The sequence below is a fragment of the Streptomyces sp. NPDC059696 genome, assembly GCF_042733745.1.
In the GTDB taxonomy this organism is placed as follows: Bacteria; Actinomycetota; Actinomycetes; order Streptomycetales; family Streptomycetaceae; genus Streptomyces.
The window spans coordinates 29,046-56,038 of sequence record NZ_JBHWFG010000039.1 but is presented as its reverse complement, the minus strand read 5'-3'; the positions used below and the strand labels follow the sequence as shown (position 1 = coordinate 56,038).

At 71.5% G+C, this 26,993-nt stretch carries 27 protein-coding genes and 1 pseudogene; 16 read left to right on the top strand and 12 right to left on the bottom strand.

The features are described from left to right. The 13 genes and pseudogenes from ACFV20_RS31555 to ACFV20_RS31495 all read left to right on the top strand — a co-directional run. Nucleotides 1-439: pseudogene (locus ACFV20_RS31555) on the top strand (hypothetical protein); the annotation flags it as partial. Between the two features lie 66 nt (nucleotides 440-505). Further along, complete coding sequence (locus tag ACFV20_RS31550) at nucleotides 506-1,078, top strand: GNAT family N-acetyltransferase (protein WP_385662917.1); 573 nt, start codon at nucleotides 506-508, stop codon at nucleotides 1,076-1,078. A gap of 126 nt (nucleotides 1,079-1,204) precedes the next feature. Continuing rightward, a complete protein-coding gene (locus ACFV20_RS31545) occupies nucleotides 1,205-1,288 on the top strand; it encodes a putative leader peptide (RefSeq protein WP_311241247.1) in 84 nt (27 codons plus the stop codon). A gap of 127 nt (nucleotides 1,289-1,415) precedes the next feature. Continuing rightward, nucleotides 1,416-3,113 (top strand): nitrite/sulfite reductase, encoded by a 1,698-nt coding sequence (locus tag ACFV20_RS31540; protein ID WP_385662914.1) that lies wholly within the window; start codon nucleotides 1,416-1,418, stop codon nucleotides 3,111-3,113. Next, a complete protein-coding gene (locus ACFV20_RS31535) occupies nucleotides 3,110-3,289 on the top strand; it encodes a hypothetical protein (protein ID WP_385662911.1) in 180 nt (59 codons plus the stop codon). Before ACFV20_RS31540 ends, ACFV20_RS31535 begins: the two co-directional genes overlap by 4 nt. Next, the gene (locus tag ACFV20_RS31530) at nucleotides 3,286-3,996 is read left to right on the top strand and encodes a phosphoadenylyl-sulfate reductase (protein ID WP_385662909.1); all 711 of its coding nucleotides are present in this window, start codon (nucleotides 3,286-3,288) and stop codon (nucleotides 3,994-3,996) included. The genes ACFV20_RS31535 and ACFV20_RS31530 overlap by 4 nt, the downstream gene beginning before the upstream one ends. Before the next feature lie 23 nt (nucleotides 3,997-4,019). Next, complete coding sequence (gene cysC / locus ACFV20_RS31525; RefSeq protein WP_385662907.1) at nucleotides 4,020-4,556, top strand: adenylyl-sulfate kinase; 537 nt, start codon at nucleotides 4,020-4,022, stop codon at nucleotides 4,554-4,556. Next, nucleotides 4,553-5,491 carry a sulfate adenylyltransferase subunit CysD gene (gene cysD, locus ACFV20_RS31520; RefSeq protein ID WP_385662905.1) on the top strand — a complete coding sequence of 313 codons (939 nt, stop codon included), beginning with the start codon at nucleotides 4,553-4,555 and terminating at the stop codon, nucleotides 5,489-5,491. The genes cysC and cysD overlap by 4 nt, the downstream gene beginning before the upstream one ends. 2 nt (nucleotides 5,492-5,493) lie before the next feature. Further along, the gene (locus tag ACFV20_RS31515) at nucleotides 5,494-6,828 is read left to right on the top strand and encodes a sulfate adenylyltransferase subunit 1 (RefSeq protein WP_385662902.1); all 1,335 of its coding nucleotides are present in this window, start codon (nucleotides 5,494-5,496) and stop codon (nucleotides 6,826-6,828) included. 223 nt (nucleotides 6,829-7,051) lie between these two features. After that, nucleotides 7,052-8,155, top strand: a complete 1,104-nt coding sequence (locus ACFV20_RS31510) for an aliphatic sulfonate ABC transporter substrate-binding protein (RefSeq protein ID WP_385662899.1) — start codon at nucleotides 7,052-7,054, stop codon at nucleotides 8,153-8,155. A gap of 46 nt (nucleotides 8,156-8,201) precedes the next feature. Further along, nucleotides 8,202-8,990 carry an ABC transporter ATP-binding protein gene (locus ACFV20_RS31505; RefSeq protein WP_385662949.1) on the top strand — a complete coding sequence of 263 codons (789 nt, stop codon included), beginning with the start codon at nucleotides 8,202-8,204 and terminating at the stop codon, nucleotides 8,988-8,990. Next, nucleotides 8,977-9,873 carry an ABC transporter permease gene (locus tag ACFV20_RS31500; protein ID WP_385662896.1) on the top strand — a complete coding sequence of 299 codons (897 nt, stop codon included), beginning with the start codon at nucleotides 8,977-8,979 and terminating at the stop codon, nucleotides 9,871-9,873. The genes ACFV20_RS31505 and ACFV20_RS31500 overlap by 14 nt, the downstream gene beginning before the upstream one ends. A 5-nt stretch (nucleotides 9,874-9,878) precedes the next feature. Then, a complete protein-coding gene (locus ACFV20_RS31495) occupies nucleotides 9,879-10,631 on the top strand; it encodes a sirohydrochlorin chelatase (protein ID WP_385662894.1) in 753 nt (250 codons plus the stop codon). A gap of 21 nt (nucleotides 10,632-10,652) precedes the next feature. Here the strand turns inward: ACFV20_RS31495 and ACFV20_RS31490 are convergent, their stop codons facing one another. The 3 genes from ACFV20_RS31490 to ACFV20_RS31480 all read right to left on the bottom strand — a co-directional run bounded on the left by ACFV20_RS31490 (nucleotide 10,653) and on the right by ACFV20_RS31480 (nucleotide 12,610). Continuing rightward, the gene (locus ACFV20_RS31490; RefSeq protein ID WP_385662892.1) at nucleotides 10,653-11,480 is read right to left on the bottom strand and encodes a GvpL/GvpF family gas vesicle protein; all 828 of its coding nucleotides are present in this window, start codon (nucleotides 11,478-11,480) and stop codon (nucleotides 10,653-10,655) included. A 214-nt stretch (nucleotides 11,481-11,694) separates the two neighbouring features. Continuing rightward, entirely contained in the window at nucleotides 11,695-12,069 is a 375-nt protein-coding gene (locus ACFV20_RS31485) for a DUF4440 domain-containing protein (protein WP_385662889.1), read from the bottom strand. Further along, nucleotides 12,062-12,610, bottom strand: a complete 549-nt coding sequence (locus tag ACFV20_RS31480; RefSeq protein ID WP_385662886.1) for a DUF1697 domain-containing protein — start codon at nucleotides 12,608-12,610, stop codon at nucleotides 12,062-12,064. The genes ACFV20_RS31485 and ACFV20_RS31480 overlap by 8 nt, the downstream gene beginning before the upstream one ends. A gap of 338 nt (nucleotides 12,611-12,948) precedes the next feature. On the opposite strand from ACFV20_RS31480, the gene ACFV20_RS31475 reads away from it, so the two are divergent. Then, complete coding sequence (locus tag ACFV20_RS31475) at nucleotides 12,949-15,222, top strand: MMPL family transporter (RefSeq protein WP_385662883.1); 2,274 nt, start codon at nucleotides 12,949-12,951, stop codon at nucleotides 15,220-15,222. Between the two features lie 116 nt (nucleotides 15,223-15,338). Here the strand turns inward: ACFV20_RS31475 and ACFV20_RS31470 are convergent, their stop codons facing one another. The 3 genes from ACFV20_RS31470 to ACFV20_RS31460 form a co-directional block, all read right to left on the bottom strand. Beyond that, the gene (locus ACFV20_RS31470; RefSeq protein ID WP_385662880.1) at nucleotides 15,339-17,279 is read right to left on the bottom strand and encodes a caspase domain-containing protein; all 1,941 of its coding nucleotides are present in this window, start codon (nucleotides 17,277-17,279) and stop codon (nucleotides 15,339-15,341) included. Then, entirely contained in the window at nucleotides 17,276-17,668 is a 393-nt protein-coding gene (locus tag ACFV20_RS31465) for a hypothetical protein (protein WP_385662877.1), read from the bottom strand. The genes ACFV20_RS31470 and ACFV20_RS31465 overlap by 4 nt, the downstream gene beginning before the upstream one ends. Before the next feature lie 186 nt (nucleotides 17,669-17,854). Next, nucleotides 17,855-18,172 (bottom strand): hypothetical protein, encoded by a 318-nt coding sequence (locus ACFV20_RS31460; RefSeq protein WP_385662875.1) that lies wholly within the window; start codon nucleotides 18,170-18,172, stop codon nucleotides 17,855-17,857. Between the two features lie 200 nt (nucleotides 18,173-18,372). Here ACFV20_RS31460 and ACFV20_RS31455 point away from each other — a divergent pair, with 200 nt between their 5' ends. Further along, on the top strand, nucleotides 18,373-19,323 hold the full coding sequence (locus ACFV20_RS31455; protein WP_385662873.1) for a zinc metalloprotease: 951 nt from the start codon (nucleotides 18,373-18,375) through the stop codon (nucleotides 19,321-19,323). Between the two features lie 113 nt (nucleotides 19,324-19,436). Here the strand turns inward: ACFV20_RS31455 and mgt are convergent, their stop codons facing one another. The 4 genes from mgt to ACFV20_RS31435 are packed head-to-tail and all read right to left on the bottom strand — an operon-like array spanning nucleotide 19,437 to nucleotide 23,760. Beyond that, nucleotides 19,437-20,639: a macrolide-inactivating glycosyltransferase gene (mgt, locus tag ACFV20_RS31450; protein WP_385662870.1), complete on the bottom strand. Its 1,203-nt coding sequence runs from the start codon at nucleotides 20,637-20,639 to the stop codon at nucleotides 19,437-19,439. A gap of 57 nt (nucleotides 20,640-20,696) precedes the next feature. Next, nucleotides 20,697-21,971 carry an ABC transporter substrate-binding protein gene (locus ACFV20_RS31445; RefSeq protein WP_385662867.1) on the bottom strand — a complete coding sequence of 425 codons (1,275 nt, stop codon included), beginning with the start codon at nucleotides 21,969-21,971 and terminating at the stop codon, nucleotides 20,697-20,699. Further along, nucleotides 21,971-22,804 (bottom strand): carbohydrate ABC transporter permease, encoded by an 834-nt coding sequence (locus ACFV20_RS31440; RefSeq protein ID WP_385662864.1) that lies wholly within the window; start codon nucleotides 22,802-22,804, stop codon nucleotides 21,971-21,973. Before ACFV20_RS31440 ends, ACFV20_RS31445 begins: the two co-directional genes overlap by 1 nt. Beyond that, the gene (locus ACFV20_RS31435; RefSeq protein WP_385662861.1) at nucleotides 22,801-23,760 is read right to left on the bottom strand and encodes a carbohydrate ABC transporter permease; all 960 of its coding nucleotides are present in this window, start codon (nucleotides 23,758-23,760) and stop codon (nucleotides 22,801-22,803) included. Before ACFV20_RS31435 ends, ACFV20_RS31440 begins: the two co-directional genes overlap by 4 nt. A gap of 159 nt (nucleotides 23,761-23,919) precedes the next feature. Between ACFV20_RS31435 and ACFV20_RS31430 the strand changes: the two genes are divergently transcribed. Further along, the gene (locus ACFV20_RS31430) at nucleotides 23,920-24,783 is read left to right on the top strand and encodes a phosphotransferase enzyme family protein (RefSeq protein WP_385662859.1); all 864 of its coding nucleotides are present in this window, start codon (nucleotides 23,920-23,922) and stop codon (nucleotides 24,781-24,783) included. Here ACFV20_RS31430 and ACFV20_RS31425 read toward each other — a convergent pair. Both ACFV20_RS31425 and ACFV20_RS31420 read right to left on the bottom strand, forming a co-directional pair. After that, on the bottom strand, nucleotides 24,743-25,522 hold the full coding sequence (locus tag ACFV20_RS31425) for a 3'-5' exonuclease (protein WP_385662857.1): 780 nt from the start codon (nucleotides 25,520-25,522) through the stop codon (nucleotides 24,743-24,745). The two genes, ACFV20_RS31430 and ACFV20_RS31425, sit on opposite strands and share 41 nt — an antisense overlap. Before the next feature lie 131 nt (nucleotides 25,523-25,653). Further along, nucleotides 25,654-26,925, bottom strand: a complete 1,272-nt coding sequence (locus ACFV20_RS31420) for an SAV2148 family HEPN domain-containing protein (RefSeq protein ID WP_385662946.1) — start codon at nucleotides 26,923-26,925, stop codon at nucleotides 25,654-25,656. Nucleotides 26,926-26,993: the final 68 nt, after the last annotated feature.

The window sequence follows — 26,993 nt, the reverse complement described above, 5'->3', positions numbered from 1 at the left end:
TTCATATGTTTATAAGAGACAGGGTCTGGTCGCGTCCGCGTGGGCCCCCGCGGACGACGACCGCCGCACCCGGTTGTGGCGCTACGCGCTGAGCCGGGACCCGGCCCGTTCCGGCCTGCTCGCCACCGACTCCTCCGGGAGGGCGGCCCCGGTGGAGGCGTACGACACGAAGACGGCCGAGGTGCGGGGCGTACTGGCGTACCGCTCGGGCTGGTACCTGGACCGGGCCGCGGGCACCGAGGGCGGGCACGGGACGCTGTGGCGCCAGGACACCGAGGGGGCGCGGGCCGCGGAGTGCGGCACGGACGAGACGCGGCAGTGCTGGAGCGGCGGGTCGGGTTCCCTGTCCTACTGGGAGGAGACCGGCGAGGTCTGGTCGCAGTCGGGGCGGATGCTGTTCGCGCTGCCGCTGGCGTCGGTCGACCGGGCGCTGCGCTGACCGGCACTGTCCACGGAGCGGGCCGTCGATCGACAGACGAGTGGGTCAGATGATTTTCTGACCCGTATGACCACCATCGCCGTGACCACCTGGTCCCTGGAGCAGACCGCGCCGACCGACCTGCTGCCGGCGGTCGCGCCGGACGGGGACGTCCGGGTCGTCCGCTCCGAGGTGCCCTCGCCCGAGTTCAGCCGGTTCCTGTACGCGTCGGTGGGCGGCGACATCCGCTGGACGGACCGGCTCGGCTGGTCCTACGCGCAGTGGGTGGAGCACCTCCAGCGGCCCGGCGTGGAGACGTGGGTGGCGTACGACCGGGGCACGCCCGCCGGGTTCGTGGAGCTGGAGGCCCAGGACGACGCCGTCGTGGAGATCGTCTACTTCGGCCTGCTGCCCGCCTTCCGCGGCCGGCGCATCGGCGGGCACCTGCTGTCGTACGGCACGGCCCGGGCCTGGGACCTCGCGGACCGCTGGGCGGGACTGACCCCGACGAAGCGGGTCTGGCTGCACACCTGCAGCAAGGACGGCGAGCACGCGCTGGCCAACTACCAGCGACGGGGCTTCACCCTGTTCGACACCAAGGTCGAGGAGGAGGCGGAGGTCGCCACTCCGGGACCGTGGCCTGGGGCGTTCCCCGTCTGACCTGGACGGACACCTCGGGGACACCAGATGTGACCCAGGACACCCTTGTCTTGCTCTGCGAGACAAGGGTGTCCGCATTTTGGACGAAGCTGGACTGTGTCCAGATCGCCGTGACACGCTTCCGTCATGTCTGGAACTGGAATTGCCTTGGTGAGTCGGCGGCACGTCGACCTCGGCCGCATGTCCAGCGCCATCTGTCCGGCGCACTGAGCGTACTCAGCCCGCGCCCGACATCTCTCTTTCCAGTCTCGCTCCCGCGCAATGACGCGCCTTCCGCCCTGCGTCCACGCGCGCAGGTCAGAGCCGCATTCCCGCCTGTCCGAAGGACGTATCAGCCATGGCCGCCACCCCGCAGAACCCTGCCGCCGCGACTCCGCGCCGCAAGGTGAGCCGTCACCGCGGTGAGGGTCAGTGGGCCGCGGGGCACCACACCCCACTGAACGGCAACGAGCAGTTCAAGAAGGACGACGACGGTCTCAATGTGCGGACACGCATTGAGACGATCTACTCCAAGCGGGGCTTCGACTCCATCGACCCCAACGACCTGCGCGGCCGCATGCGCTGGTGGGGTCTGTACACCCAGCGCAAGCCCGGCATCGACGGCGGCAAGACGGCCGTCCTGGAGCCGGAGGAGCTGGACGACGAGTACTTCATGCTGCGCGTCCGGATCGACGGCGGGGCGCTGACCACGCGGCAGCTGCGGGTCATCGGCGAGGTCTCGCAGGAGTTCGCGCGCGGCACCGCCGACATCACGGACCGGCAGAACGTCCAGTACCACTGGATCCGGATCGAGGACGTGCCCGAGATCTGGAACCGTCTCGAGGGCGTGGGCCTGTCCACCGTCACCGCCTGCGGTGACACCCCGCGTGTGATGATCGGCTCGCCGGTGGCGGGCATCGCCGAGGACGAGATCATCGACGCCACCCCGGCCCTGGAGGAGATGAAGCGCCGGGTCCTGAACAACCCGGCGTACTCGAACCTGCCCCGGAAGTTCAAGACGGCCATCTCGGGTTCGCCGCTGCTGGACGTGGTGCACGAGATCAACGACGTCGCGTTCGTCGGCGTCGAGCACCCCGAGCACGGCCCCGGCTTCGACGTGTGGGTCGGCGGCGGCCTGTCCACCAACCCCAAGCTGGGCGTGCGGCTCGGCACCTGGGTGTCGATCGACGACGTCCCGGACGTCTACGAGGGCGTCATCTCGATCTTCCGCGACTACGGCTACCGCCGGCTGCGCAACCGCGCCCGCCTGAAGTTCCTCGTCGCCGACTGGGGCGCGGAGAAGTTCCGGCAGGTCCTGGAGGACGAGTACCTCCAGCGCAAGCTCACCGACGGCCCGGCCCCCGCCCAGCCGTCGCAGCAGTGGCGCGACCACATCGGCGTGCACCGGCAGAAGGACGGCCGCTTCTACGTCGGCTTCGCGCCGCGCGTGGGCCGTGTCGACGGCGCGACGCTCACGAAGATCGCCGACCTCGCCGAGGCCCACGGCTCGGGCCGGGTGCGCACCACCGTCGAGCAGAAGATGATCGTCCTCGACGTCGAGGAGGACAAGGTCGAGTCGCTCGTCGAGGGCCTGGAGGCGCTCGACCTGACCGCCCGGCCCTCCTCGTTCCGGCGCGGCACCATGGCCTGCACCGGCATCGAGTTCTGCAAGCTCGCCATCGTCGAGACCAAGCAGCGCGGTGCGCAGCTGATCGACGAACTGGAGCGCCGTCTGCCGGACTTCGACGAGCCGCTCACCATCAACCTCAACGGCTGCCCGAACGCCTGCGCCCGCATCCAGGTCGCGGACATCGGTCTCAAGGGCCAGCTCATGCTCAACGACCAGGGCGAGCAGGTCGAGGGCTACCAGGTGCACCTCGGCGGCGCGTTGGGCCTGGAGGCCGGCTTCGGCCGCAAGGTGCGCGGTCTGAAGGTCACCTCCGACGAACTGCCGGACTACATCGAGCGCGTCCTGAAGCGGTTCCAGGCCGAGCGCGAGGACGGCGAGCGGTTCGCCACCTGGGCGGCGCGGGCCGGCGAGGAGGCGCTGTCGTGAGCGAGCGGATGGCCCCGTTCTACTGCCCCTACTGCGGGGACGAGGATCTGCGCCCCAGCGAGGAGGGGCACGGCGCCTGGGAATGCGCGGCGTGCAGCCGGGCCTTCTCGCTGAAGTTCCTCGGGCTGCTGGCCGAGGGACTGAAGCGATCCGACTCCGGAGGGGCACAGATATGACGACCACGCAGGAAGAGCGCACCGCCGAGGACCTGAAGGCCCTCGCCGAGCAGGCGGGCCGCGACCTGGAGGACGCCTCCGCGCTGGAGATCCTCACATGGGCGGCCGAGACGTTCGGCAAGCGCTTCTGCGTCACCTCGTCGATGGAGGACGCGGTGGTCGCCCACCTCGCCTCCCGGGCGATGCCCGGCGTCGACGTGGTCTTCCTCGACACCGGCTACCACTTCGAGGAGACCATCGGCACCCGTGACGCGGTCGACGCCGTGATGGACGTCAACGTCATCACGCTCACCCCGCGTCAGACGGTCGCCGAGCAGGACGCCGAGTACGGCCCGAAGCTGCACGACCGCGACCCCGACCTGTGCTGCAAGCTGCGCAAGGTGCAGCCGCTGGAAGAGGGCCTGAAGGACTACCGGGCCTGGGCGACCGGACTGCGCCGCGACGAGTCCCCGACCCGGGCGAACACCCCGGTGGTCGGCTGGGACGAGAAGCGGCAGAAGGTCAAGATCTCCCCCATCGCCCGCTGGACCCAGGACGACGTGGACGCCTACGTCACCGAACACGGGGTGCTCACCAACCCGCTGCTGACGGACGGCTACGCCTCCGTCGGCTGCGCCCCCTGCACCCGCCGGGTCCTTCAGGGCGAGGACGCGCGCGCCGGCCGCTGGGCGGGCCGCAGCAAGACCGAGTGCGGGCTGCACGGATGACGACGACGATTCAGGAGAGTGACGTGACGACCGGAGCCACCGTCTGGCTCACGGGTCTGCCGAGCGCCGGCAAGACCACGATCGCCCACGAACTGGCCGGCCGGCTCCGCGAGGAGGGCCACCGGGTCGAGGTGCTCGACGGCGACGAGATCCGCGAGTTCATCTCGGCGGGCCTCGGCTTCAGCCGCGAGGACCGGCACACCAACGTGCAGCGCATCGGCTTCGTCGCCGAACTGCTCGCGCGCAACGGCGTGCTGGCCCTCGTCCCGGTCATCGCGCCGTATCAGGACAGCCGGGAGGCGGTGCGCAAGCGCCACCAGGCGAACGGCACCGCCTACGTCGAGGTGCACGTGGCCACGCCGGTCGAGGTGTGCAGCGAGCGGGACGTGAAGGGCCTGTACGCCAAGCAGGCCGCGGGCGAGCTCACGGGGCTCACCGGCGTCGACGACCCGTACGAGGCACCCGAGTCGCCCGACCTGCGCATCGAGTCGCAGCACCAGACCGTGCAGGAGTCCGCGGCGTCCGTGTACGCCCTGCTCAGCGAAAGGGGACTGGCATGACGACGACCGTCGCCACCGTTTCCGAGGGGACCGAAAGCCCGTACGCGCTCTCCCACCTCGACGCACTGGAGTCCGAGGCGGTGCACATCTTCCGCGAGGTGGCGGGCGAGTTCGAGCGGCCGGTGATCCTGTTCTCCGGCGGCAAGGACTCCATCGTCATGCTGCACCTGGCGCTGAAGGCCTTCCGGCCGGCGTCGGTGCCGTTCTCGCTGCTGCACGTGGACACCGGGCACAACTTCCCGGAGGTCCTCGACTACCGCGACCGCACGGTCGAAAGGCACGGGCTGCGGCTGCACATCGCCTCCGTGCAGGACTACATCGACCGCAGTGTCCTCAAGGAGCGCCCGGACGGCACCCGCAACCCGCTGCAGACCCTGCCGCTGACGGAGAAGATCCAGGCGGAGAAGTTCGACGCGGTCTTCGGCGGCGGCCGCCGCGACGAGGAGAAGGCCCGGGCCAAGGAGCGGGTGTTCTCCCTGCGTGACGAGTTCTCCCAGTGGGACCCGCGCCGGCAGCGCCCGGAGCTGTGGAACCTGTACAACGGCCGGCACGCGCCCGGCGAGCACGTCCGCGTGTTCCCGCTGTCCAACTGGACCGAGCTGGACGTGTGGCAGTACATCGCCCGCGAGGGCATCGAACTGCCCGAGATCTACTACGCGCACGAGCGCGAGGTGTTCTCCCGCAGCGGCATGTGGCTGACCGCCGGCGAGTGGGGCGGGCCGAAGGACGGCGAGACCGTCGAGAAGCGGCTGGTGCGCTACCGGACCGTGGGTGACATGTCCTGCACCGGCGCGGTGGACTCCGACGCCGACACCATCGAGAAGGTGATCGTGGAGATCGCCGCCTCCCGGCTCACCGAGCGCGGCGCCACCCGCGCCGACGACAAGATGTCCGAGGCCGCGATGGAAGACCGCAAGCGCGAGGGGTACTTCTAGAGATGAGCACCATCACCACCGAGGAACTCGCGGAGACCACGCTCCTGCGGTTCGCCACCGCCGGCTCCGTCGACGACGGCAAGTCCACCCTCGTCGGACGGCTGCTGCACGACTCCAAGTCGGTCCTCACCGACCAGCTGGAGGCCGTGGAGCGCGTCTCCGCGAGCCGCGGCCAGGAGGCGCCGGACCTCGCGCTGCTCACCGACGGCCTGCGGGCCGAGCGCGAGCAGGGCATCACCATCGACGTGGCGTACCGCTACTTCGCCACGCCCCGGCGGCGGTTCATCCTCGCCGACACCCCCGGCCACGTGCAGTACACCCGCAACATGGTCACCGGTGCCTCCACCGCCGAGCTGACGGTGATCCTGGTCGACGCCCGCAACGGCGTGGTCGAGCAGACCCGCCGGCACGCGGCCATCGCCGCCCTGCTGCGCGTGCCGCACGTCGTGCTCGCCGTCAACAAGATGGACCTCGTCGGGTACCAGGAGACGGTGTTCGCCGCCATCGCCGAGGAGTTCACGGCGTACGCGACCGAGCTGGGCGTCCCCGAGGTCACCGCGATCCCGATCTCGGCGCTCGTCGGCGACAACGTGGTGGAGCCCTCCGCGAACATGGACTGGTACGGCGGCCCGACCGTGCTGGAACACCTGGAGACGGTGCCGGTCAGCCACGACCTGAGCCACTGCCACGCCCGGCTGCCCGTGCAGTACGTGATTCGCCCCCAGGGCCCCGAACACCCGGACTACCGGGGATACGCCGGTCAGATCGCGGCGGGCTCGTTCCGCGTCGGCGAGTCCGTCACGGTGCTGCCCTCGGGCCGGGCCTCGAAGATCTCCGGCATCGACCTGCTCGGCGAGCCGGTCGACGTGGCGTGGACGACGCAGTCGGTGACCCTCCTGCTGGAGGATGACATCGACATCTCGCGCGGCGACCTGATCGTGCCGAGCAAGGACGCGCCCGCGACCACGCAGGACATCGAGGCCACGGTCTGCCACGTCGCCGACGCGCCGCTGACGGTCGGGCACCGGGTGCTGCTCAAGCACGGCACCCGCACGGTCAAGGCGATCGTCAAGGACATCCCGTCCCGCCTCACGCTCGACGACCTGTCCCTGCACCCGCACCCGGGCCGGCTCGTCGCCAACGACATCGGCCGGGTGAAGATCCGCACCGCCGAGCCGCTGCCGGTCGACTCCTACGCCGACTCGCGCCGCACCGGCTCCTTCATCCTGATCGACCCGCACGACGGCCAGACCCTCACCGCCGGCATGGTCGGCGAGTCCTTCGCGGCCCCGGAGCCGGTCAAGGACGAGTCCGAGGACGACGGGTGGGACTTCTGACATGACCTCCCCCGACATCTACTCCACGTTCGCCAAGGAGGGCGGCCGCGTCGGCAGCGGTGTTCTCGGCAGCGGGCAGGGCGGAGTGGCGCGATGTGTGCGCTGACGTACGCGCACTGCCAGCGCGCCCTCACCCCCCACCGCCGTAGACGAAAACCTGCCGACCTCCCGGCCACGACCTGAAAGACCGTGACCGCCGGGCCTGGTGAGAGGACCACCTCCCGTGCCTGCTTCATCCGTTTATCGCCGCGGCCTCGCGGTCATCGCCGCACTTCCCCTGCTGACGCTGGCCGCCTGCGGTTACGGCTCCCAGGCCAAGGAAGACGGCGCCGCCAAGGTCGCCGCCGGGGCGAAGAAGATCGAGGGTCTCGACAGCGTCAAGATCGGTTACTTCGGCAACCTCACGCACGGCACCGCGCTGGTGGGCCTGCAGAAGGGCATCTTCCAGAAGGCCCTGGGCGCCACCGAGGTCAAGCCGGCCGTCTTCAACGCCGGGCCCTCGGAGATCGAGGCGCTCAACTCCAAGTCCATCGACATCGGCTGGATCGGCCCGTCCCCGGCGATCAACGGCTACACCAAGTCCGCCGGCAAGAACCTGCGCATCATCGGCGGTTCGGCCTCCGGCGGCGTGAAGCTCGTCGTCAACCCGGACAAGGTCACGTCGCTGAAGGACGTCAAGGGCAAGCGGATCGCCACCCCGCAGCTCGGCAACACGCAGGACGTGGCCTTCCTCAACTGGGCCGCGGAGCAGGGCTGGAAGGTCGACCCGCAGAGCGGCAAGGGCGATGTCACGGTCGTCCGCAGCGACAACAAGGTCACCCCGGACGCCTACAAGGCCGGGTCGATCGACGGCGCGTGGGTGCCGGAGCCGACCGCGTCGAAGCTGGTCGCCGAGGGCGGCAAGGTGCTGCTCGACGAGTCGACGCTGTGGCCGGACAAGAAGTTCGTGATCACGAACATCATCGTGCGGCAGGACTTCCTGAAGGAGCACCCGAAGGTCGTCGAGGCCGTGCTCAAGGGCTCGGTCGAGACCAACAAGTGGATCAACGCCAACCCGGACGCGGCGAAGGAAGCGGCGAACAAGCTGCTGGAGCAGGAAACCGGCAAGGCACTGCCGGCCGATGTGCTCGACCCGGCGTGGAAGTCGATCCGGTTCACCGACGACCCGCTGGCCGCCACCCTCAACACCGAGGCGGAGCACGCGGTCAAGGCGGGACTGCTGGAGAAGCCGGACCTGAAGGGCATCTACGACCTCGCGCCGCTGAACAAGGTCCTCAAGGCCGAGGGCGAGCCCGCGGTCGACGACGCCGGTCTCGGCGCGAAGTAAGCCCGCATCCCGAAGCCGCATGAAGAGTTCCCAGGAGGTGACGACCATGGCCACGACCCTCGCCAAGGCCGCCGACGACACCGCGTCGGTCACGCACGCCGCCCGGATCGAGCACGTGTCGAAGTCGTTCGCAGGGCCCGCCCGGCAGCAGCTCGTCCTGGACGACATCACCCTCGATGTCGCGCCCGGAGAGTTCGTCACCCTCCTGGGGGCCTCGGGCTGCGGCAAGTCCACCCTGCTCAACCTGGTGGCCGGCCTGGACCGGCCCACCGCCGGCGAGATCACCACGGACGGCCGGCCGGCGCTGATGTTCCAGGAGCACGCGCTGTTCCCGTGGCTGACCGCGGGCAAGAACATCGAACTCGCCCTGAAACTGCGGGGCGTTGCGAAGGCAGAGCGCCGGGAGCGGGCCGAGGAACTGCTCGAACTGGTGCGGCTGAAGGGCGCGCACGGCAAGCGGGTGCACGAGCTGTCGGGCGGCATGCGCCAGCGCGTCGCGCTGGCCCGTGCCCTCGCCCAGGAGAGCAAACTGCTGCTGATGGACGAGCCGTTCGCGGCGCTGGACGCCATCACGCGGGACGTGCTGCACGACGAGCTGACCCGCATCTGGCGCGAGACGCAGGTGTCCGTCCTGTTCGTCACGCACAACGTGCGCGAGGCGGTCCGGCTCGCACAGCGTGTGGTGCTGCTGTCGTCCCGCCCCGGGCGGATCGCCCGGGAGTGGACCGTCGGCATCCCGCAACCGCGCCGCATCGAGGACACCGCCGTGGCGGAACTGTCCGTCGAGATCACCGAAGAACTGCGTGGGGAGATCCGCCGTCATGGCCAGCACTGATTCGACGACCGTCGCCAAGGACGGCAACGATCTCGCCGGACTGGAGGCGGGCCTCGACGCGCTGGAGACGCGGCAGACGAGCCGGACCCCGTTCCGGCAGACCTTCACCGAGAAGATCCTGCCGCCCGTCCTCGCCGTCGCGCTGGTCGTGGCCGTCTGGCAGGCGCTCGTCTCGTTCAAGGTCGTCGACGACCCGAGCAAGCTGCCCGCACCGTCCGCGGTGTGGGACGTCGTCCAGACCGCGTGGCTCCAGGGCGAGTTGCTCGGCTACATCTGGACCAGCGTCTCGCGCGGACTGCTCGGGTTCCTCTTCGCCCTGCTGATCGGCACACCGCTCGGCCTGATCGTGGCCCGGGTGAAGTTCATCCGGGCGGCGATCGGCCCGATCCTGTCGGGCCTGCAGTCCCTGCCGTCGGTCGCCTGGGTGCCGCCCGCGGTGATCTGGCTGGGCCTGAACAACTCGATGATGTACGCGGTGATCCTGCTCGGCGCGGTCCCCTCGATCGCCAACGGCCTGGTCTCCGGTGTCGACCAGGTGCCGCCGCTGTTCCTGCGCGCGGGCCGCACGCTCGGCGCCACGGGCCTGAAGGGCACCTGGCACATCGTCCTGCCCGCCGCCCTGCCCGGTTACGTGGCGGGCCTGAAGCAGGGCTGGGCCTTCTCCTGGCGCTCCCTGATGGCCGCCGAGATCATCGCGTCCTTCCCCGACCTCGGCGTGGGCCTCGGCCAGCTGCTGGAGAACGGCCGCAACGCCAGCGACATGGCCATGGTGTTCGAGGCCATCCTCCTGATCCTGATCGTCGGCATCGCCATCGACCTGCTGATCTTCAGCCCGCTGGAGCGGTGGGTGCTGCGCAGCCGCGGCCTGCTGGTGAAGAGCTGAGTCCCATGACGAACAAGCCCGTCCTCCTGGTCATCGCCCACGGCAGCCGCGACCCGCGCCATGCCGCGACGGTGCACGCCCTGGTACGCCGGGTGCGCGCGACGCGCCCCGACGTACGGGTGGAGACGGGCTTCCTGGACTTCAACGTCCCCTCGGTGCAGGGGGTCCTGGAGTCCCTGGCGGTGCAGGGCGTGCGCGACGTCGTCGCCCTGCCCCTCCTCCTCACCCGGGCGTTCCACGCGAAGGCGGACATCCCCGCGGTCCTCGCGGACGCGCCCCCGCAGTTGCGCATCCACCAGGCGGACGTCCTGGGCCCCTCCCCGCTGCTCATGGCGGCGCTGGAACGGCGCCTGTACGAGGCGGGCCTGACGCCCGCCGACAAGTCCTCGACCGGGGTCGTCCTGGCCTCGGCGGGGTCCACGGACCCGGAGGCGATCGCAGTGATCGCAGAAATCGCGCGGGAGTGGCGGCACACCGGTTGGTGCGCCGTGCGGCCTGCGTTCGCCTCCGCTGGTTCTCCCGCGGGGTTCCCCCGCACCGAGGACGCCGTCCGCGAACTGCGCGCCCTCGGCTGCTCCCGGGTCGCCGTCGCCCCGTACGTCCTGGCCCCCGGCTTCCTCCCGGACCGCATCGCCCGCGGCGCGGCGCAGGCGGACGTCCTGGCCGACGTCCTGGGGGCGGCGCCGGAGGTGGCACGGGTGGTGCTGGAGCGGTACGAGGCGGCCCGCCTGCCCCTGCCCGCGGCGGCGAGCGCCTGACTCAGCGGAACGCGGTGAGCCTCACGCCGCCGGTTCCTGATGGGGTTCCGGCTGGAGGGCGAAGGAGTACGGGGCCCAGGGGCCGCTGATCTCCACGCGGAGGCCGGGAATGCCCTCCGCGGTCGCGAGGATGCCCGTGCGGAAGGCCTGGACGCGGTCGGCCGGGACGAGGTAGGCGTCGTTGCCGATGTTGGTGCCGGGGGCCGAGCCCGCCAGGCTGCCGCGTTCGGGGGTGTGGGTGACCCGGCCCACCGCGAGTGTGCCGGCCGTGTCGGTGAGGCGGGCGGCGGCCTGCACGACCGTGCGCCAGGCCTCCTCGTTCCTGCGTTGTCTGCGGCGGCGGACGACCTGGTAGGCACGGCCGACTCCGAGGCCCGTGACCGGGTCCGGGGCGGACTCCGTGTCGGTGTCGGGCGGGGTGATGTCCGGGGTGGCGTAGAGCTTGACGCCGATCTCGACGTGGCCCGTGAGGCGGTCGAGCAGGGAGAGGAAGTAGCCGCGGCGGGTGTCCAGAGCCTGGCGGGCACGGTCCTCGTCGGGGTAGACGGTGGCCATGCGCAGGGGCAGCACGGGGGCGCCCGAGGCGACCAGGGCGGCCACCACGGCGTGGTGGGAGCGGACCGTGGACTCCAGCCAGTCCACGTCGTGCAGATGGGCCTGGAGAGGGATGTCGTCGTAGTCCCCGGGCGGGACGTGCCCGATGGCGAAGGCGAGCTGGGGGCCGGAGACCGCGGGGGCGACCAGGTGGATCGGTTCTCCGGCGACGCCGCGCAGGTGGGCCGCGGCCGCCGCGGCTTCGGGGGTGCGGCGCAGGACCGCGTAGGCGTAGACGAGGTTCGTGTCGCTCATGACTGCGGGCTCCTGTCGGTGACCGTGCGATTCCTCTCGCGAGACTCCGTTCTCGTGCCGTGCGTCCCTAGGTACGCAGAGGGCGTCGGTGGTGTTCACGTGAAGCCGCGGCGGTTCGGCCGGCCCCGGGAGCGGGCCCGGTACGCCGTTCGGCCCGCCGGATGCGCCGCGGGGAGCCGGGCCCGTCAGCGTCGGAGCCGGGCCGGGCCGGTCCTCAGGTCGGCCGTTCGCTGAACGGGGTCGCCTGGTGGAACCAGAGCAGCCAGCGGCCCTCCGTGCACCGCCACAGCGAACTGCGGTGCGCCCGGCTGCCGTCGTACTCCGTGTCGTACGTGAGGTGCACGAGGTCCGGGGCGAGCTGGACGCCGCGCAGGGCGGAGACGGCCACGGGGCGGGCTCCCTGCTCGGCGGTGGCGGCCAGGGAGGCGATGATGGCCGCCCGGCCCCAGTGCCGGCCCGACGCGCCGAACTCGTGGAACTCGGGGTGGAGCAGCGCCCCGACCCGCTCGGGCGAGCAGCGGATCTCCGGGGTGAGCAGCGCGAGTTCACCCTCCATCGCGGACTCGACGGCCGGGTTGTGCTCAGGCATCCGTCATCTCCACGAGCTTGACGACGGTGTTCCAGTTGCGGGTCGTGGCGATCACGCCCTTGGTGACGCGTGGTTTCGACAGGTGTTCGGCCAGCTTCGAGCGGCCCAGGCCGTTCGGGGCGTACAGGTACAGGGCCCGGTCGCCGAGGCGGAACTCCTCGGGGCGGTAGGCCTCCTGGTCGATCTCCGCGAAGCGGTCGGGGGTGACGGGGGCGGAGAAGTAGGTGACGTGGAGCTGCTTGGGCTCCAGGTCGGCGGCCGGGAAGGGGCAGGCGTCGGCGATCGCCCTGAGGTAGGCGTGGTCGCGCACGATCACGTCGACGCCGAAGCCGAAGCGCTTCTCGAGGGCCCGCGCGATCTCGGCGGCCAGCGCGTCCTCGCCGCCGCGGCCGCAGGAGAACACGGCCTGGCCGCTCTGCAGGTAGGTGCGGACGTCGTCGTGGCCGAGGTCCGTCAGGAGTGTGCGCAGGTCGGCCATGGGGACCTTCCTGCTGCCGCCCACGTTGATGCCGCGCAGCAGGGCCGCGTATCTCGTCGTCATCCGCACACGATAAGGCGGCCGTCGTGCCCCGTGGGGGTGGGCACGACGGCCGCTGCGGGCAGGTGCCCGGCCCCGTAAATTACTCACCGGTCGTTGCGGGGCACAACCGTCTGCTCAGGATCCACACACCCGGGGCGCCGGCATGCCGGGCGATAGGTGTAAGGGGCCACGGTCCCCCGGGGTCCTCCCCAGTGGGGAGAGGGGCGCTCCATGGGGATGAGTTCCGGCCCCCTCACTTCACCGGACAGCACGACGAGATGGCTTTATCCGGCCCCTACCTTCGAAGCGGAAGGGGGCGGCAGGGGGCCGTCGCCGCATCACGAGGGGGCAAGCCCGTCATGGGGAACGGAGACATACGGGTGCGGGGACTCGCCGCCCGGGCCGGCGGCTGGAGCGCCCGGCACCGATGGGCTGCCGTCGGGATCTGGGTGCTGTTCGTCGTCCTGGCGATGGGGCTCGGTTCGGCGGCGGGCCGGGTCGACGTCAAGGACAGCGACCAGCTGAAGGGCGAGACGCACACCGCCGCGCGGATCATCGAGGACGCCGGGATCGACGAGCCGGCCGGTGAGACGGTGCTGATCCAGGCCAGGGGCGGTGAACTGAAGGCGACGGACGGCGAGTTCCGGGACGCCGTCGACGCCGTCGTGCGAGCGGTCCGGGAGACCGGCCGGGTCACCGAGGTGACCTCACCGTACGACACGAAGACGATCTCGAGGGACGGCCGCAGCGCGCTCGTGCAGTTCGACGTGCGCGGCGAGCCGGACACCGCCGGTGAGCGGATCGAGCCGGTGCTGAAGGCCGTCGAGGGCGTCCAGCAGGACCACGAGGCGCTGCGGATCGAGGAGATCGGCGGCGCCAGCATGATGAAGACGTTCGACGACGCGTTCGGCGACGACTTCAAGAAGGCCGAGTACTCCGCGGTGCCGGTGGCGTTCGGCATCCTGCTCATCGCGTTCGGCGCGCTGGTCGCGGCGCTGCTGCCGGTGGCGCTGGCGATCACCGCGATCATGGCGACGATGGGTCTGATGGGTGTCGTCAGCCACTTCCAGCCGATGAGTGAGACGGCCAACTCCGTGATGCTGCTGGTCGGCATGGCGGTCGGTGTCGACTACTGCCTGTTCTACCTGCGCCGGGAGCGTGAGGAGCGGGAGGCCGGCCGGGACGCGCAGACGGCCCTGCGGATCGCCGCGGCGACCAGTGGCCGGGCGATCGTGGTCTCGGGTGTCACGGTGTGCGTGGCCATGGCGGGCATGCTCTTCACGGGTCTCGCCGAGTTCGAGGCGATGGGCCTGGCCTCGCTGATGGTGGTGGCCGTGGCGATGGTGGGGTCCGTGACCGTGCTGCCGGCGCTGCTGTCGCTGCTGGGCGGCCGTGTCGAGAAGGGCCGCATTCCGTTCCTGCGGCGGCGCAAGCGGGGCGGCGGCAACGGGGGCGGCACTGGCGGCGGTCAGGACAGCCGGTTCTGGACGGCCGTGCTGCGGCGGGTCCTCGCCAAGCCGGTGGTCGCCGTGGTCGTGGCGGCCGGTGCGCTGCTGGCCATCACGGCTCCCGCGCTCGGCATGAAGACCCAGCAGCTGACCCTGGACCAGGAGTTCGGCGACTCGCTGCCCATCGTGCAGACGTACAACCGGCTCAACGACGCCTTCCCGGGAGGTTCCGAGCCCGCGGAGGTGGTCGTCAAGGCGCGGGACATCAACGCGCCGGAGGTGAAGTCCGCGCTCGCCGACTTCCGTGACCGGGCGATCAGTTCGGGTGCCTCGCGCGGCCCGGTGGAGATCAAGCTGCACGACGCGCAGAACGTGGCCTTCGTCTACGTCCCGCTCGTCGGCGGCTCCGACCTGGACAAGGCGGGCGCGAGCCTGGACAAGCTGCGCGACGAGGTGCGGCCGGCCACGCTCGGCAAGGTCGACGGGGTGGAGGCGCCGATCACCGGGCAGGTGGCCGGTTCCCAGGACTTCAACGACCAGCTGGCCGGCGCCGTGGTCCCGGTGTTCGCGTTCGTCGTGGTCTTCGCCTTCGCGCTGATGCTGCTGTCGTTCCGCTCCCTGACCATCGCGATCACCTCGATCGTGCTGAACCTGCTGTCGGTGGGGGCCGCGTACGGCATTCTCGTCGCCGTCTTCCAGCACGGCTGGGGCGCGTCCCTGGTGGGCGCGGAGGGCGTCGGCGCGATCATCACCTGGCTGCCGCTGTTCCTCTTCGTGATCCTGTTCGGCCTGTCGATGGACTACCACGTGTTCGTGGTGTCCCGGATCCGGGAGGCGCGGCTGCGGGGCCTGACGACGAACGACGCGATCCGGCACGGCGTGGTCACCACGGCGGGAGTGGTCACCAGCGCCGCGGTCATCATGGTCGCCGTGTTCGCGATCTTCGGGACGCTGTCCATGCAGTCCATGAAGCAGATGGGCGTGGGCCTGGCGGCCGCGGTGCTCATCGACGCGACGATCATCCGGGGCGTGCTGCTGCCGGCCGTGATGGCGCTGCTCGGCGAGCGCAACTGGTACCTGCCGAAGTGGCTGCACCGGCTGCCGGACCTCACGCACGACGAGACGCCGCAGGCGGTCGCCGCAGCGTCGGCACGCGAGGGTGAGGGCGAGCCCCTCAAGGTCTGATCCCCGCGTGCGAAGGGGCCCGTCGGTTTCGGGGGAAGCCGGCGGGCCCTTCCGTGTGCGTCACGCCCGGCAGGCGGTCCGGAGCACCGGACCGGCCGCCCCACGACGGCGGTCGGTCACCAATGACTGCTGCCCACCAGGTAGGTGATGCCCGCGAGGACGGCCAGGACCAGCACCGGGATCGCCAGGCCCTTCGCGACGGCGGTCAGGGTGCGCACACCGCTCACCGCCCGCTTCGTGTAGTGCTCGCCCCGTGCGCCCAGTTCGTGCCGGGCGAACGCGCCGACGGCCGGCGCCGCCGCGCCGGTGATCAGGCACACGATGAGCGGGGTGAGCGCTCCCTGCTCGCGGAGGTTGTTCTCGACGTTGCCGTTCACCCCCGCGTCGCCCCGCTCCACGAGGGCCACCACCGCCCTCTGGAGGGACAGTACGAGCGTGGCGACGGCCGTGACGGCGAGGGCGAGGGCGGCACCGGCCAGGGCGGGAGCGCGTCGGGACGGGGGCGGCCGGTCCGTCACCTCCTCGTGCGCGGCGGGCCGGGACGGCGGCTTCCGGGGCTGCGGCCGGTCGGCGGGGGCCGGGGGCGGCTTCCCGGGCCGGGGTGGAACGCGGGGAGGCTCGATGATCACGGTGTCCCGCTTGTCGGCCGGTCCGGGCGCCGGCCTCGGGGGACCGCCGGCACCACCGGAGCCGACGGCACCGCCGGCATCACCGGAGCCGCCGGCATCACCGGAGCCGCCGGAGGGGGTGGAGGGACCGGAGGAGCCGGGTTCGGGTCCGTCGCGGCCGGGCGTCCGGGCCGGTGCCACGTCCGCCTCGACGTGGATCACCGCCTCGTCGGCCACGCCCTTGAGGACGACGTCGCCGGACAGGCGTCCCTCCGCGGCCGTGTCGACCCGGATCGCCAGACCCTCGCGGGTCGGATCCACCCTCAGCCACGACTGGCCGGGCTGGGCCACGCAGTGCCGGGCGAGCGGTGGGCCGTGCAGGGTCACGGACCGCTTCTCGGGCGTCGCTCCCCTGGGCACCTGGCCGAAGTCCAGGCGGTCCGGGGACGGGGCCAGGCGGATCTCGCTCAGGGCCTCCGACGCCAGGTCGGCGATCTGCTGGATGTCGTTGCGGGCGACGTCCTCCAGGTGCTGACGCGCCCCTTCGGCGACGGGCAGCTCCGTGTGCCGCAGCCGTTTGCGCAGTTCCAGCACGGCGCCCTGCCGGGTGAGGACCTCGTCACTGGCCAGGGCGGCCCGCAAGGCGGGCGGCGAGGGAATGGCGACGATCTTGATGCGGCCGCGCCGGCTGTGTGCCAGGTGCAGTTCCCCCTGCAGCTCCGCCGACTTCTTCGGCGTCTGATGGGGGTTCTGCTCCCGTACGTGCCGGTAGACGTACTCGTACAGGTCGTCGAGCGAGACGTTCCCGTCCGCGTCGAGGTCGGCCTCGCCGGTCTCCAGGCCTTCGACCACCGCGTGCGTGAACACCGAGGGCCGGGCGGCGGAGTTCTCGGCGAGCTCGTCGCCCTCGAAGGAGTACTCCATGGAGTCGGACGCGGTGATGACGGCCCAGCCCCGCCCGCTGACCGGCTCGTCCTTCGCGAACGACTCGAGGACGTTGACCTCTCCCGCGGCACGCACGGAGGCCGAGCCCCGGGAGAAGGCGCCGCCGTAGCAGCAGTCGAGGAACAGGACGCTGCGGCCCGCCCGGGTGGCGGACAGGCAACCGCGGACGAACTGGGAGGGGACGGCGGTGGCGGCCAGCAGCGGGGGCTCGGTGTCGCTCGCCGCGAAGTACAGCTCGCCCGACTCGCTCTTGAGGCCGTGGCAGGAGAAGTGCAGCAGGAGGGTGTCGGCGCGGCGGCGGTCGTTGAAGAAGCCCTGGATGCGCCGGCGCATGACGTCGGCCGAGGCGTTGTGCACGACCTCCACCTCGAAGTCGCCGATCTGCGGGTCGTGCAGCACCCGCTCGAGAGCGGCGGCGTCCTCGGCGGGCGCCCTGAGCTTCTTGAGGCCCTGGTCGGCGTACCGGTCGTTGGCGATGATCAGGGCGTGGCGGGTGTCGGTCATGGCTCTGCTCCGGCCGGGGAATGACGCGCGAGGAAGATCTCGAACGCCTGGGCGACCTGATCGTCGGTCGCCTCGGACACCTCCAGGACGTCGTCGCCCATCCGCAGGTGCACGGTCTGGCGGGTGTCGTGGCGACGGCCCATCCACGACCGGATCACGGTGATCACCTGGTTCAGGGCGGTCGCCGAGCTGCCCAGGGTGACCAGCAGGGCGCCGATCTGGGTGACGTCAACGGCCCGTGCTCCGGGCGGGACCTCCCCGCCGGGCAGGGCGGTGACGTCGTCCACGTCGAGATCGAGCAGTTCCTCACGCAGGTAGCCGGTCAGCTCCGCGACGCGTTCGGCTTCCGCGTCCTCTTCGGTGAGGAGGATGTGCAGTTCGTTCTCCACCGGTTCACCCCTTCGTCCGTGGTCGTCGGGGTGGCGCGGAGTCGGAGGGTCGGTGGGCTCCACGTCATCATGTCCAGTCTCCGCCGCCCGGAGCAGGGCGACAAGTCACCCGGGGACGAATGAAATTGACGGCTCAACCGCACGGTTGCGCGTTCAACTGACGAGGTCATGGTCCGCGTACCGGCACTACGCCGGCCGGCGCACCTGAAGCATCCGGTCGTCGCAGTGCACGATCTCCAGCTCCCGGTCCGGACGCGCGCCCCAGAAGCTCAGGACGAGGTGACGGTCCGACACCAGCCGCCAGCGGCCCGGCACGGCGCCGGGGGCGTCACCGCGGCCCAGCGGATGGTCGACGACGGTGCCGTCCGGGGCGAACTCCATGCCGCGGCGCCCCCGCGCGGGCGGGAAGGGGAAGTCGTCCGGCCGGTAGACCCGCACGTCCTCGTGGTCCTCCTCGTAGGAGTGGAACCAGGAGCGGAACAGGTCCGGTGAGGGCTCTCCCATGGCCCGGCCCCCTCGCTCACCCGACGGCATCCGTACTGTCGCTCTCGCACGTAAATGACTAGAATTATCAGTGTATGGGTTCGGAGGGAACGGGCAACCGACCGCTCCGCCCGGCGTCGCCCGGCCCTCGCGGCGCGTGTCAGACGCGCAGGTCCGCAGCCGCGTGCGCGGCACCCCCAGCTCCCCCCGAGGGACACGCCATGTCCGATGCACAGGCATTCCTTCGCGCCACTTCGCCCGACTACAGCCGCTGGTGCGGCGCCATGGAGGTCCACCGCAGACTCCTCACCCTGAACCCGGAGTACGCCGAGAACCGGGCCCTGATCGAGAACACCGCGTTCGCCTACGAGTCGATGGATCAGGTCACCCCCCGGCAGGGCCTGATCGACATCCCCGTCGTCGTGCACGTCGTGCACAGCAACCCCGAGCAGAACGTGAGCGACGCCCAGATCCACAGTCAGATCGACGTGCTCAACCAGGACTTCCGAGCGAGCAACCCGGACGTGAGCAAGGTGCCCGCGGTCTGGCAGGACCTGGTGGCCGACGCGCGCCTGCAGTTCCACCTCGCCCGGACCGACCCGCTGGGCCGCCCCACGGACGGCATCACCCGCACCGAGAGCGCGGTCGACGACTGGGACACCGACGACCTGGTCAAGTTCAGCCTGAGCGGCGGCCAGGACGCCTGGCCCGCGGACATCTACCTGAACCTCTGGGTCTGCCAGTTGCGCCGCGGGCTGCTGGGTTACGCCCAGTTCCCCGGGGGCGCCGCCTCCACGGACGGTGTGGTCGTCACCCACACCGCCCTCGGGACCACCGGTACCGCGACGGCGCCCTTCGGCGGCGGCCGCACGGCCGTCCACGAGATCGGGCACTGGCTGAACCTGCGGCACATCTGGGGTGACGACGACGAGGGCTGCAGCGGCAGCGACTTCGTCTCGGACACCCCCAACCAGGCCGGGGCGAACACCGGTACACCCACCTTCCCTCACGTGACGTGCACCAACGGGCCGGACGGCGACATGTTCATGAACTACATGGACTACACGGACGACGCCGCGATGTTCATGTTCACCAAGGGCCAGTCGGCACGCATGGACGCCACGCTCGACAACGCCCGCCTGACCCTGACCCGTCAGGCCGTCGCGGTGTGACGACCGGCTGACGCGACCGGGTGGAAACCCTCCCCGACGCACCCCTGCGTGCGCCTGTGCGCTTGTGTGCCTGTGCGTCCGTGCGTCCGTGCGTCTGTGCGTCTGTGGGCCGACTAGCGCCGTACGGCGGCCAGTTCGGCCTCGATGAGGTCGGCCGCGTGCTGGGTGCCGCCCTCCTGGGCTGCCTCTGCCTGCAGTTCCTTCAGGCGCCGGGCCACCTCCGGGTCGTCGAGCAGGGCGAGGGCCGCCGCGCGCAGCGTCTCCCCGGTCGCCTCCTCGGTGGGGACGCAGCGGGCGACGCCGAGGCCCTGCAGCGTCTCGGCGTTGCCGAACTGGTCCGCGGCCTGCGGCACGGCGATCATCGGCGTGGCGGTGACGAGGCCCTCCTGGCTGCCGCCCATGCCCGCGTGCGTGACGAACAGGTCGGCCTGCTTCAGGATCGCCAACTGCGGCACCCAGGTGCGCACCTCGACGTCGGCCGGGACGTCCGCGAACTCGGCCGGGTCGAGGTGCTTGCCGATCGAGAGCACCAGGTGCCAGCCGGGCAGATCACCGAACGCCTTGACGCACTCCCGGTAGAAACCGGGCTGCTTGGTGAAGGCGGACCCGAGGGAGACGAGCACGACCTTCTCCGCGTCGGCCGGCCGCTGCCAGCCGCCCTCGGCGGCGCGGTCGCCCTGGCAGGCGCCGACGAAGGAGTACACGCTCCGGTCGACGCGGTCCGCGTGGGGCTGGAGCGCCTTCGGGAGCAGCACGATCGAACGGTCGGGCCGGCCCCCGAAGTCGTCGGGGTGCAGCGTGATGCCGTTGGCCACCAGCCAGGCCTGGAAGCGGGCGTAGTAGGCCTGCCCCCGTGCGGTCTTCTTCGGCTCCTCCCACAGGGGCCGGGCGACCTCCTCCTCGTACCCCTCCCAGGCGACCATGGCCGGTGAGAGGGAGACCGCGGGCACGCCCCAGCGGTGGGCGAGCACGCGGCCCGGGTAGGAGGCGATGTCGTGCAGGACGAGGTCCGGCTCGTCACCCTCGTAGGCCTCGATCAGCTGCGGGAGGGCCTGGACGGCGTCGTCCAGGAACGGCTCGACGTTGTCCAGCAGGGTGTTCCCCCACGCCTCCGGGTCGTCGTCGGGCGAGGGCAGGATCGAGTTCCAGGGCTTCACCTCGGCGCCGGTCTCGGCGACCTTGCCGGCGAAGACGGGCGGGATCGCGTAGGTCACCCGGTGGCCGCGTGCCACGAGCTCGCGGATCACCTCCAGACTCGGGTTCACGTGGCCGTGGGCGGCGATGGAGAACATGGCGATGTGGGCGCGACGGGTCATGCGCCGACCTTAAACGAGACGAGACGTCTCGTGCAACCGGCTTGTCGGGCCAGGGGGTCAGCGCTGGTAGCGCGCCAGCACGAGATTGCCGTCCTCCTCCAGACGTCGGCGCAGTTCTCCGAGGCCGATCGCCCCGCTGTAGTACTCCTGGAAGGCGGGCGTGGCGACCTTGTCCTTCCACTCCGGGTAGCCGCGTACGGACTGGGCCGGTGCCGGTCGCAGGTGCCCGGCGAGGGCCGTGCCGATGTCCCAGCCGTCCTTCCTCCGGTGCAGGGCCGGGTCCTTCAGGGCCTGCCGGCCGGTGGGCAGCATCCAGTCGCCGAGGGCGAGCCGGACCATGTTCGGCGGCCTGAGGAAGAAGTCGAGGAACCGCGCGGCTTCCTTCTTGTACGGGCAGTCCTCGGCGATCGAGAGGGTCTGCGGGCTGACGCCCTGGGTGAGCCCGCCCGCGCCCGCCGGGGCCGGCAGCACCTGCCATGCGAAGCCTTCCGGGGCCTGCTGCGCGATCTGCTGGCGGTAGGAGAATCCGAGCGGGACCATCGCGTACCGGCCCGCGAAGAAGCCGGGCAGGGTGTCGGAGCCACCGCTGCCCAGGGTCGTCGGCGAGGCGCTGCCGTCGGTGTTCGCCTGGGCGTGGACGGTGCGCGGCACCACTTCGTCCGCCGCCCCGAACCGGACCGTCACCTTGCCGTCCCCACCGCGGTGGAAGAGCTGTCCGCCCGCCGACAGGGAGAGGTTGAGCGTGGCGGAGACGGGTTCCTTCAGGGGCCAGGCGACACCGAACCTGCCCGGGCCGCTGAGCCGTTCGGTGACGCTGCGGAACTCGGTCCAGCTCCACGGCTCTTCGGGAGTCGGTATCCGCACCCCGGACCGTCGCAGCCACGTGGCGTTGGCGATCAGCACGCGGGGTTCCTGGAGGAACGGGACGCCGTAGACGCCGTCCCCGAAGGTGGTCGTCTCCCAGCCGCGCCGCGGGATGTCGGACCTGAGTCGCGCGGACAGCAGCCCGGTGAGGTCGGCCAGGTAGCCGCCGTGGGCGAAGTCCGCCAGGTCGTCGGAGGCGTCGTGGACGATGTCGGGTGCCTCGCCGCCCTCGAACGCGGTGAGGAGCTGGTCGTGGACGCTGTCCCAGGAGCCCTGGACGTACTCGACCCGGACGTCGGGATGGGTGGCGTTCCACTCCCTCACCAGCTGCTTGTTGACCTCGACGGACTCCTCCTGCCAGGCCAGGGACTGGAAGCGCAGGGTGATCCGGCCGTCGTCGCGGGTGCCGCCGGCGGAGCAGCCGCCGAGCAGCAACAGCAGGACCAGGGCCAGCAGACGGGTGCGCATCAGCTCTTCACCGCCCCGGTGAGCATGCCGCCGGTGATCCGCCGCTGGATGAGCGCGAAGACGATCAGGGAGGGCAGGGTCGCGAGGAACGCGGCCGCCGCGAGCGGACCCAGGTCGGCCACGCCCTCGGCGCCGATGAAGTGCGTGAGGACCACCGGAAGGGTCTGTTTCTCCGGGGTCTTGAGGAGCACGAGCGCGAAGAAGAACTCGTTCCACGCGGTGATGAACGCGAACAGTCCGGTCGCCACGATGCCCGGCGCGAGCAGCGGCGCGGTCACCGACACCAGCGTGCGCACCCGGCCCGCCCCGTCGACCGCCGCGGCCTCCTCCAGTTCGGCCGGCACGGCCCGTACGTAGCCGGCGAGCATCCACAGCGCGAAGGGCAGCGCCCACACCACGTACACCAGCACCAGTCCCGGCACGGAGTCGATCAGGCGGAGGTTCTTCAGGACGAGGAAGAGCGGGATGATCAGCAGGACGAAGGGGAACGCCTGGCTGACGACGACCCAGCCCGTCACCGCCTTCGCGAGCCGGGCGCGGCGCCGGGCGAGGACGTAGGCCATCGGCGTCGCGATCAGCACGGCGACGACCGCCGCCGCGAGCGCGGTGACCAGCGAGTTGACGGCGGCGTGCAGCAGCGGCTGTTCGTCGAAGGCCTGCCGGAAGTTGGCGAGGGTGGGGTCCTCGGGGATCCACGACGGGTGCAGGCTGCCGAGCTCGCGCGGCGGCTTGAACGCGGTGGAGAGCAGCCAGAGGAACGGGAAGGCGAGGAAGACGAGGTAGGCGAGCAGCGCGGTGTACTGGCCGACGCGGGCCGGTGTGCGGGTCCTCACGCGTCGTCACCTCCCCTGAGGCGGCCGGCGAGGAAGACGGCCAGGGCGATCGAGATCACGGCCACCATCACGCATCCCATCGCCGCCGCGTAGCCGAACTGCCCGTACCGGAAGGCCTCTTCGTAGGCGAAGAGCATCGGCAGCCGGGTCCGGCCGCCGGGGCCGCCGCTGGTCAGCACGTAGACCAGGGCGAAGGAGTTGAGGTTCCAGATGAGGTTCAGGGCGGTGACGGCGAGGGCGATGGGCCTGAGGGAGGGCCAGGTGACCGTGCGGAAGCGGCGCCAGGCGCCGGCGCCGTCGACCGCCGCCGCCTCGTGCAGTTCGCGCGGGGTGTTCTGCAGTCCGGCGAGCAGCGCGACCGTCGTCTGCGGCATGCCCGCCCAGACGCCGACCACGATCACCGCGGGCAGCGCGGTCGCCAGTCCGCTGAGCCAGTCCCGGCCCTCGCCCAGGCCGAGGTCGCGCAGGGTCTCGTTGAGGATGCCGGCGTCGGGGTGGTAGACGAGCCGCCACATCACGCCGACGACGACCTCGGGCATCGCCCAGGGGACGATCGCGAGGGCGCGGGCCGGCCAGCGCAGCCGCAGGTCCTGGTCGAGCAGCAGCGCGAGGCCCAGCGCGAGCAGGAACTGCGGCACGGTCACGCCCACCGCCCACACCAGTCCGACCCGGAACGACTCCCAGAACAGCGTGTCGTGCAGCAGGTCTTGGAAGTTGAGGGCGCCGATCCACTGTGTGGGCTCGGTGCGGCCCGACTGGGCGTCGGTGAAGGCCAGCAGGATGCCGTACAGCAGCGGCCCGACGCTGAGGACGAGGATGGGGATCAGGGCGGGCAGCACCAGGAACCAGGCACCGTGGTCGACGGCCGGCCCGGGCCGGTCGGGGCCGGGTCCGCGTCGGGCCCGCCCCGGCGGCGAGGGCGGCGTGGGGGGTGCGGCCTCGGTCACCGATGTCACGGAATCAGCCCCTCTGCACGGCTCGCCGGCCCGGTCATGCTCGTGCAGGCCTTCTGCATCGTCAAGACACCGCGTACACCGTCCGACCTGTGCCGATGCGACACTGGCCGGTGGATGGCCGGAACCTGACGGCCGGGGCGTGGACGACGGAGGCTGACGATGGACGAGGCGCGCGCACGGGACGTACTGGACGCGGCGGGGGTGCTGCCCGGTGCGGTCCACGAGGCGCGGCTGCTCGCCCTGGGCGAGAACGCGGTGTTCGCCGCCGGTGACCTGGTCGTCAAGGTCGGCCGGGACGCCGTACTCCTCGACCGGGCGCGCCACGAACTGGAGGTGGCGCGGTGGCTCGCCGGGGCCGGGGTGCCGGCGGTGCGGGCGGCCGAGCCGGAGGCGCTGCTGGTCGACGGGCATCCGGTGACGGTGTGGCACCGGCTGCCGGATGCCGTACGGCCCGCCGAGCCGCGGGATCTGGCCGAACTGCTGCGGGTCGTGCACGCCACGCCGCTTCCTCCCTTCGAGCTCCCGGCCCGCGATCTGCTGGGCGGTGTGGAGCGGTGGCTGCGGCTCGCGGGGGACGCGATCGACCCCGCGGACGCTGCGTATCTGCGCCGGCGGCGGGACGGGTTCGCCGCCCGGGCCGCCGCGCTCACACCGCATCTGCCGCCGGGGCCGATCCACGGGGACGCGCTGCCGCGCAATGTGCACATCGGACCCGACGGGCCCGTGCTGGTGGATCTGGAGACGGTGTCCGCGGATCTGCGGGAGCACGATCTCGTGGTGATGGCGCTGTCCCACGACCGGTACGGGATGCCGGACGAGGCGTACGCGTCGTTCACGGAGGCCTACGGCTGGGACGTGCGCGGCTGGGAGGGCTGCGGTGTGCTGCGGGGGGCCCGGGAGACGGCCAGTTGCGCGTGGGTGGCTCAGCACGCGCCGGGCAACCCGAAGGCGCTGGCCGAGTTCGAGCGGCGGGTGCGGTCCCTCAGGGACGGGGACGAGACGGTGCGGTGGTACCCGTTCTGACGGCAGGCGAGCCCTCCCGGACCGGTTCGCCGGCCGGCTCCCGCAGGGGCCAGGTCCCGTCGACCGAGGCGGTGGGGTCGCCCTTGCCGCGCAGGAAGCTCTGGAAGTCCGCCGCCCACTGCGCGTACCACTCGATCTGACGGTGGTGCAGGGCCGCCGGCCCGAGCATGGCGATCTTGGGGTGGCGGTCGGCTATTGCACCGGCCAGTCGGGCCGCGGCGAGGGCGTCGGCCATGGCGTCATGCGCGGTGTCGAGGACGACGCCGTACTCGGCGCAGACCGCTTCCAGGTTGCGTTTGCCGCGGCGGTAGCGGTCGACCTGGCGGTCGATGGTGTACGGGTCGATCACGGGTGCCGGGTCCACGCCGCCCAGACGGTCCCGCAGGGACGGCAGCCCGTGGCGCCGCAACTCCGCGGCGAGCAGGGTGAGATCGAACGTGGCGTTGTAGGCGACGACCGGTACGCCCGACGTCCAGTAGGAGGTGAGGACGTCCGCCAGGGCGTCCGCCACCTGGTCGGCCGGTCTGCCCTCGGCCGCCGCCCGCTCGTTGCTGATGCCGTGCACCGCCACCGCGTCCTCGGGGATCGGCACTCCCGGGTCGGCCAGCCACGCGCGGCGCCCCATCGGCTCTCCGCCCCTGACCTCGATCACGGCCCCCGTGACGATGCGCGCCTCGCGCGGATCCGTACCCGTCGTCTCCAGGTCGAAGCCGACCAGCAGCTCCCGGTGCCAGCCCATGGGCGGTCCCCCTTCTTGTGGTTCGTTCCCCCAGTGGTCCCCACCTTCGCACGCACCACTGACAATCAGAGGATCGCGTTCCGCTCCCCCCCGGCCGCGGACCGGAGAACCACCGTCCACCGGGGCGCGGTTCAGGACACCGGCCGCGAATCCGCCCACATCACCTCGAACTCTTCGCGATAGGTGGGGAAGAGGCCGCTTTCGTCCGCCTCGCCCGACTTCACCACCTTGCTGCCGTTGCGCAGCACGAACACCGGTGCCTCCATGCCCCGGGTGCGGCGCAGATAGTTCTGGACGACCGCGATGCCGTCCGCGCCGTCGCCGTCCACCAGGTACGCCGTGAAGCGGGGCGTCTCGTCGAAGACCTGGATCTCGAAGGCGCCGGGGTCGCGCAGCCGGGCCCGCACCCGGCGCATGTGCAGGATGTTCATCTCGACGGCCCGGCTGAGTTCGCCGCGTTTGATGCCCAGTTCGCGCTCGCGGCGCTTGACCGCGCTGGAGGCCGGGTTGAGGAACAGCAGCCTGACCCGGCAGCCGGATTCGGCCAGCCGCACCAGGCGCCGGCCGGAGAAGTTCTGCACGAGCAGGTTGAGGCCGATGCCGATCGCGTCGAGACGGCGTGCGCCGCCGAAGATGTCCTCGGCCGGGAACTGCCGCATCAGCCGTACCCGGTCCGGATGGACGGCGACGACGTCGGCGTACCGGTCACCGACCAGGTCCTCGACCGCGTCGATCGGCAGCCGTCGCGCCGAGGGCACGTCACCGCCCGCGCCGAGCATCTCCAGCAGCCGGGCGGAGGCCCGCTCGGCCTGGTTCAGCACGGCCTCGGACAGGGCCCGGTTGCGGGAGACGACGTTGCGGGTGACCTCCAGCTCGTCCAGGGCGAGTTCGACGTCCCGGCGGTCGTCGAAGTACGGCTCGAAGCAGGGCCAGTGCTGCACCATCAGCTCGCGCAGCTGCGGCAGGGTGAGGAAGGAGAGGACGTTGTCGTCGGCCGGGTCGAGCAGATAGCCCTTGCGGCGGCTGACCTCGCGGACCGCCACCGCGCGCTGCACCCACTCCTGACCGGCCGGCCCGGCGGCGGCCACCACCCAGTCCTCGCCGTGCACGGGCTCGTACACGGGCCGCAGCACCGCGGCGACGACCGCGCGCAGCCGCTGCTCGACGAGGTTCAGCCAGATGTAGGCGCGGCCGGCCCGCTGGGCGCGGGTGCGCACCTCACGCCAGGCGTCGGCGTTCCAGTCCAGTTCCGGGCCGATCGAGCCCGTCGCGTCCATCGGCCGCGCCAGGGACACGGCTCCGGTCGGGACGTCTGTGGAGTTCCCCTCGTGACCCTCGTCACCAGGGGGCAGCTCCAGCCCTCCCGAGCCCACCCGCGCACCGCCTTCCGCTCCCCCGCACACTGCCCTTGTCAACGATCAAGGAAGGGTACTCCGGGAGCGGTCGGCGGTGCAGCCGGATGGGCAGGCTG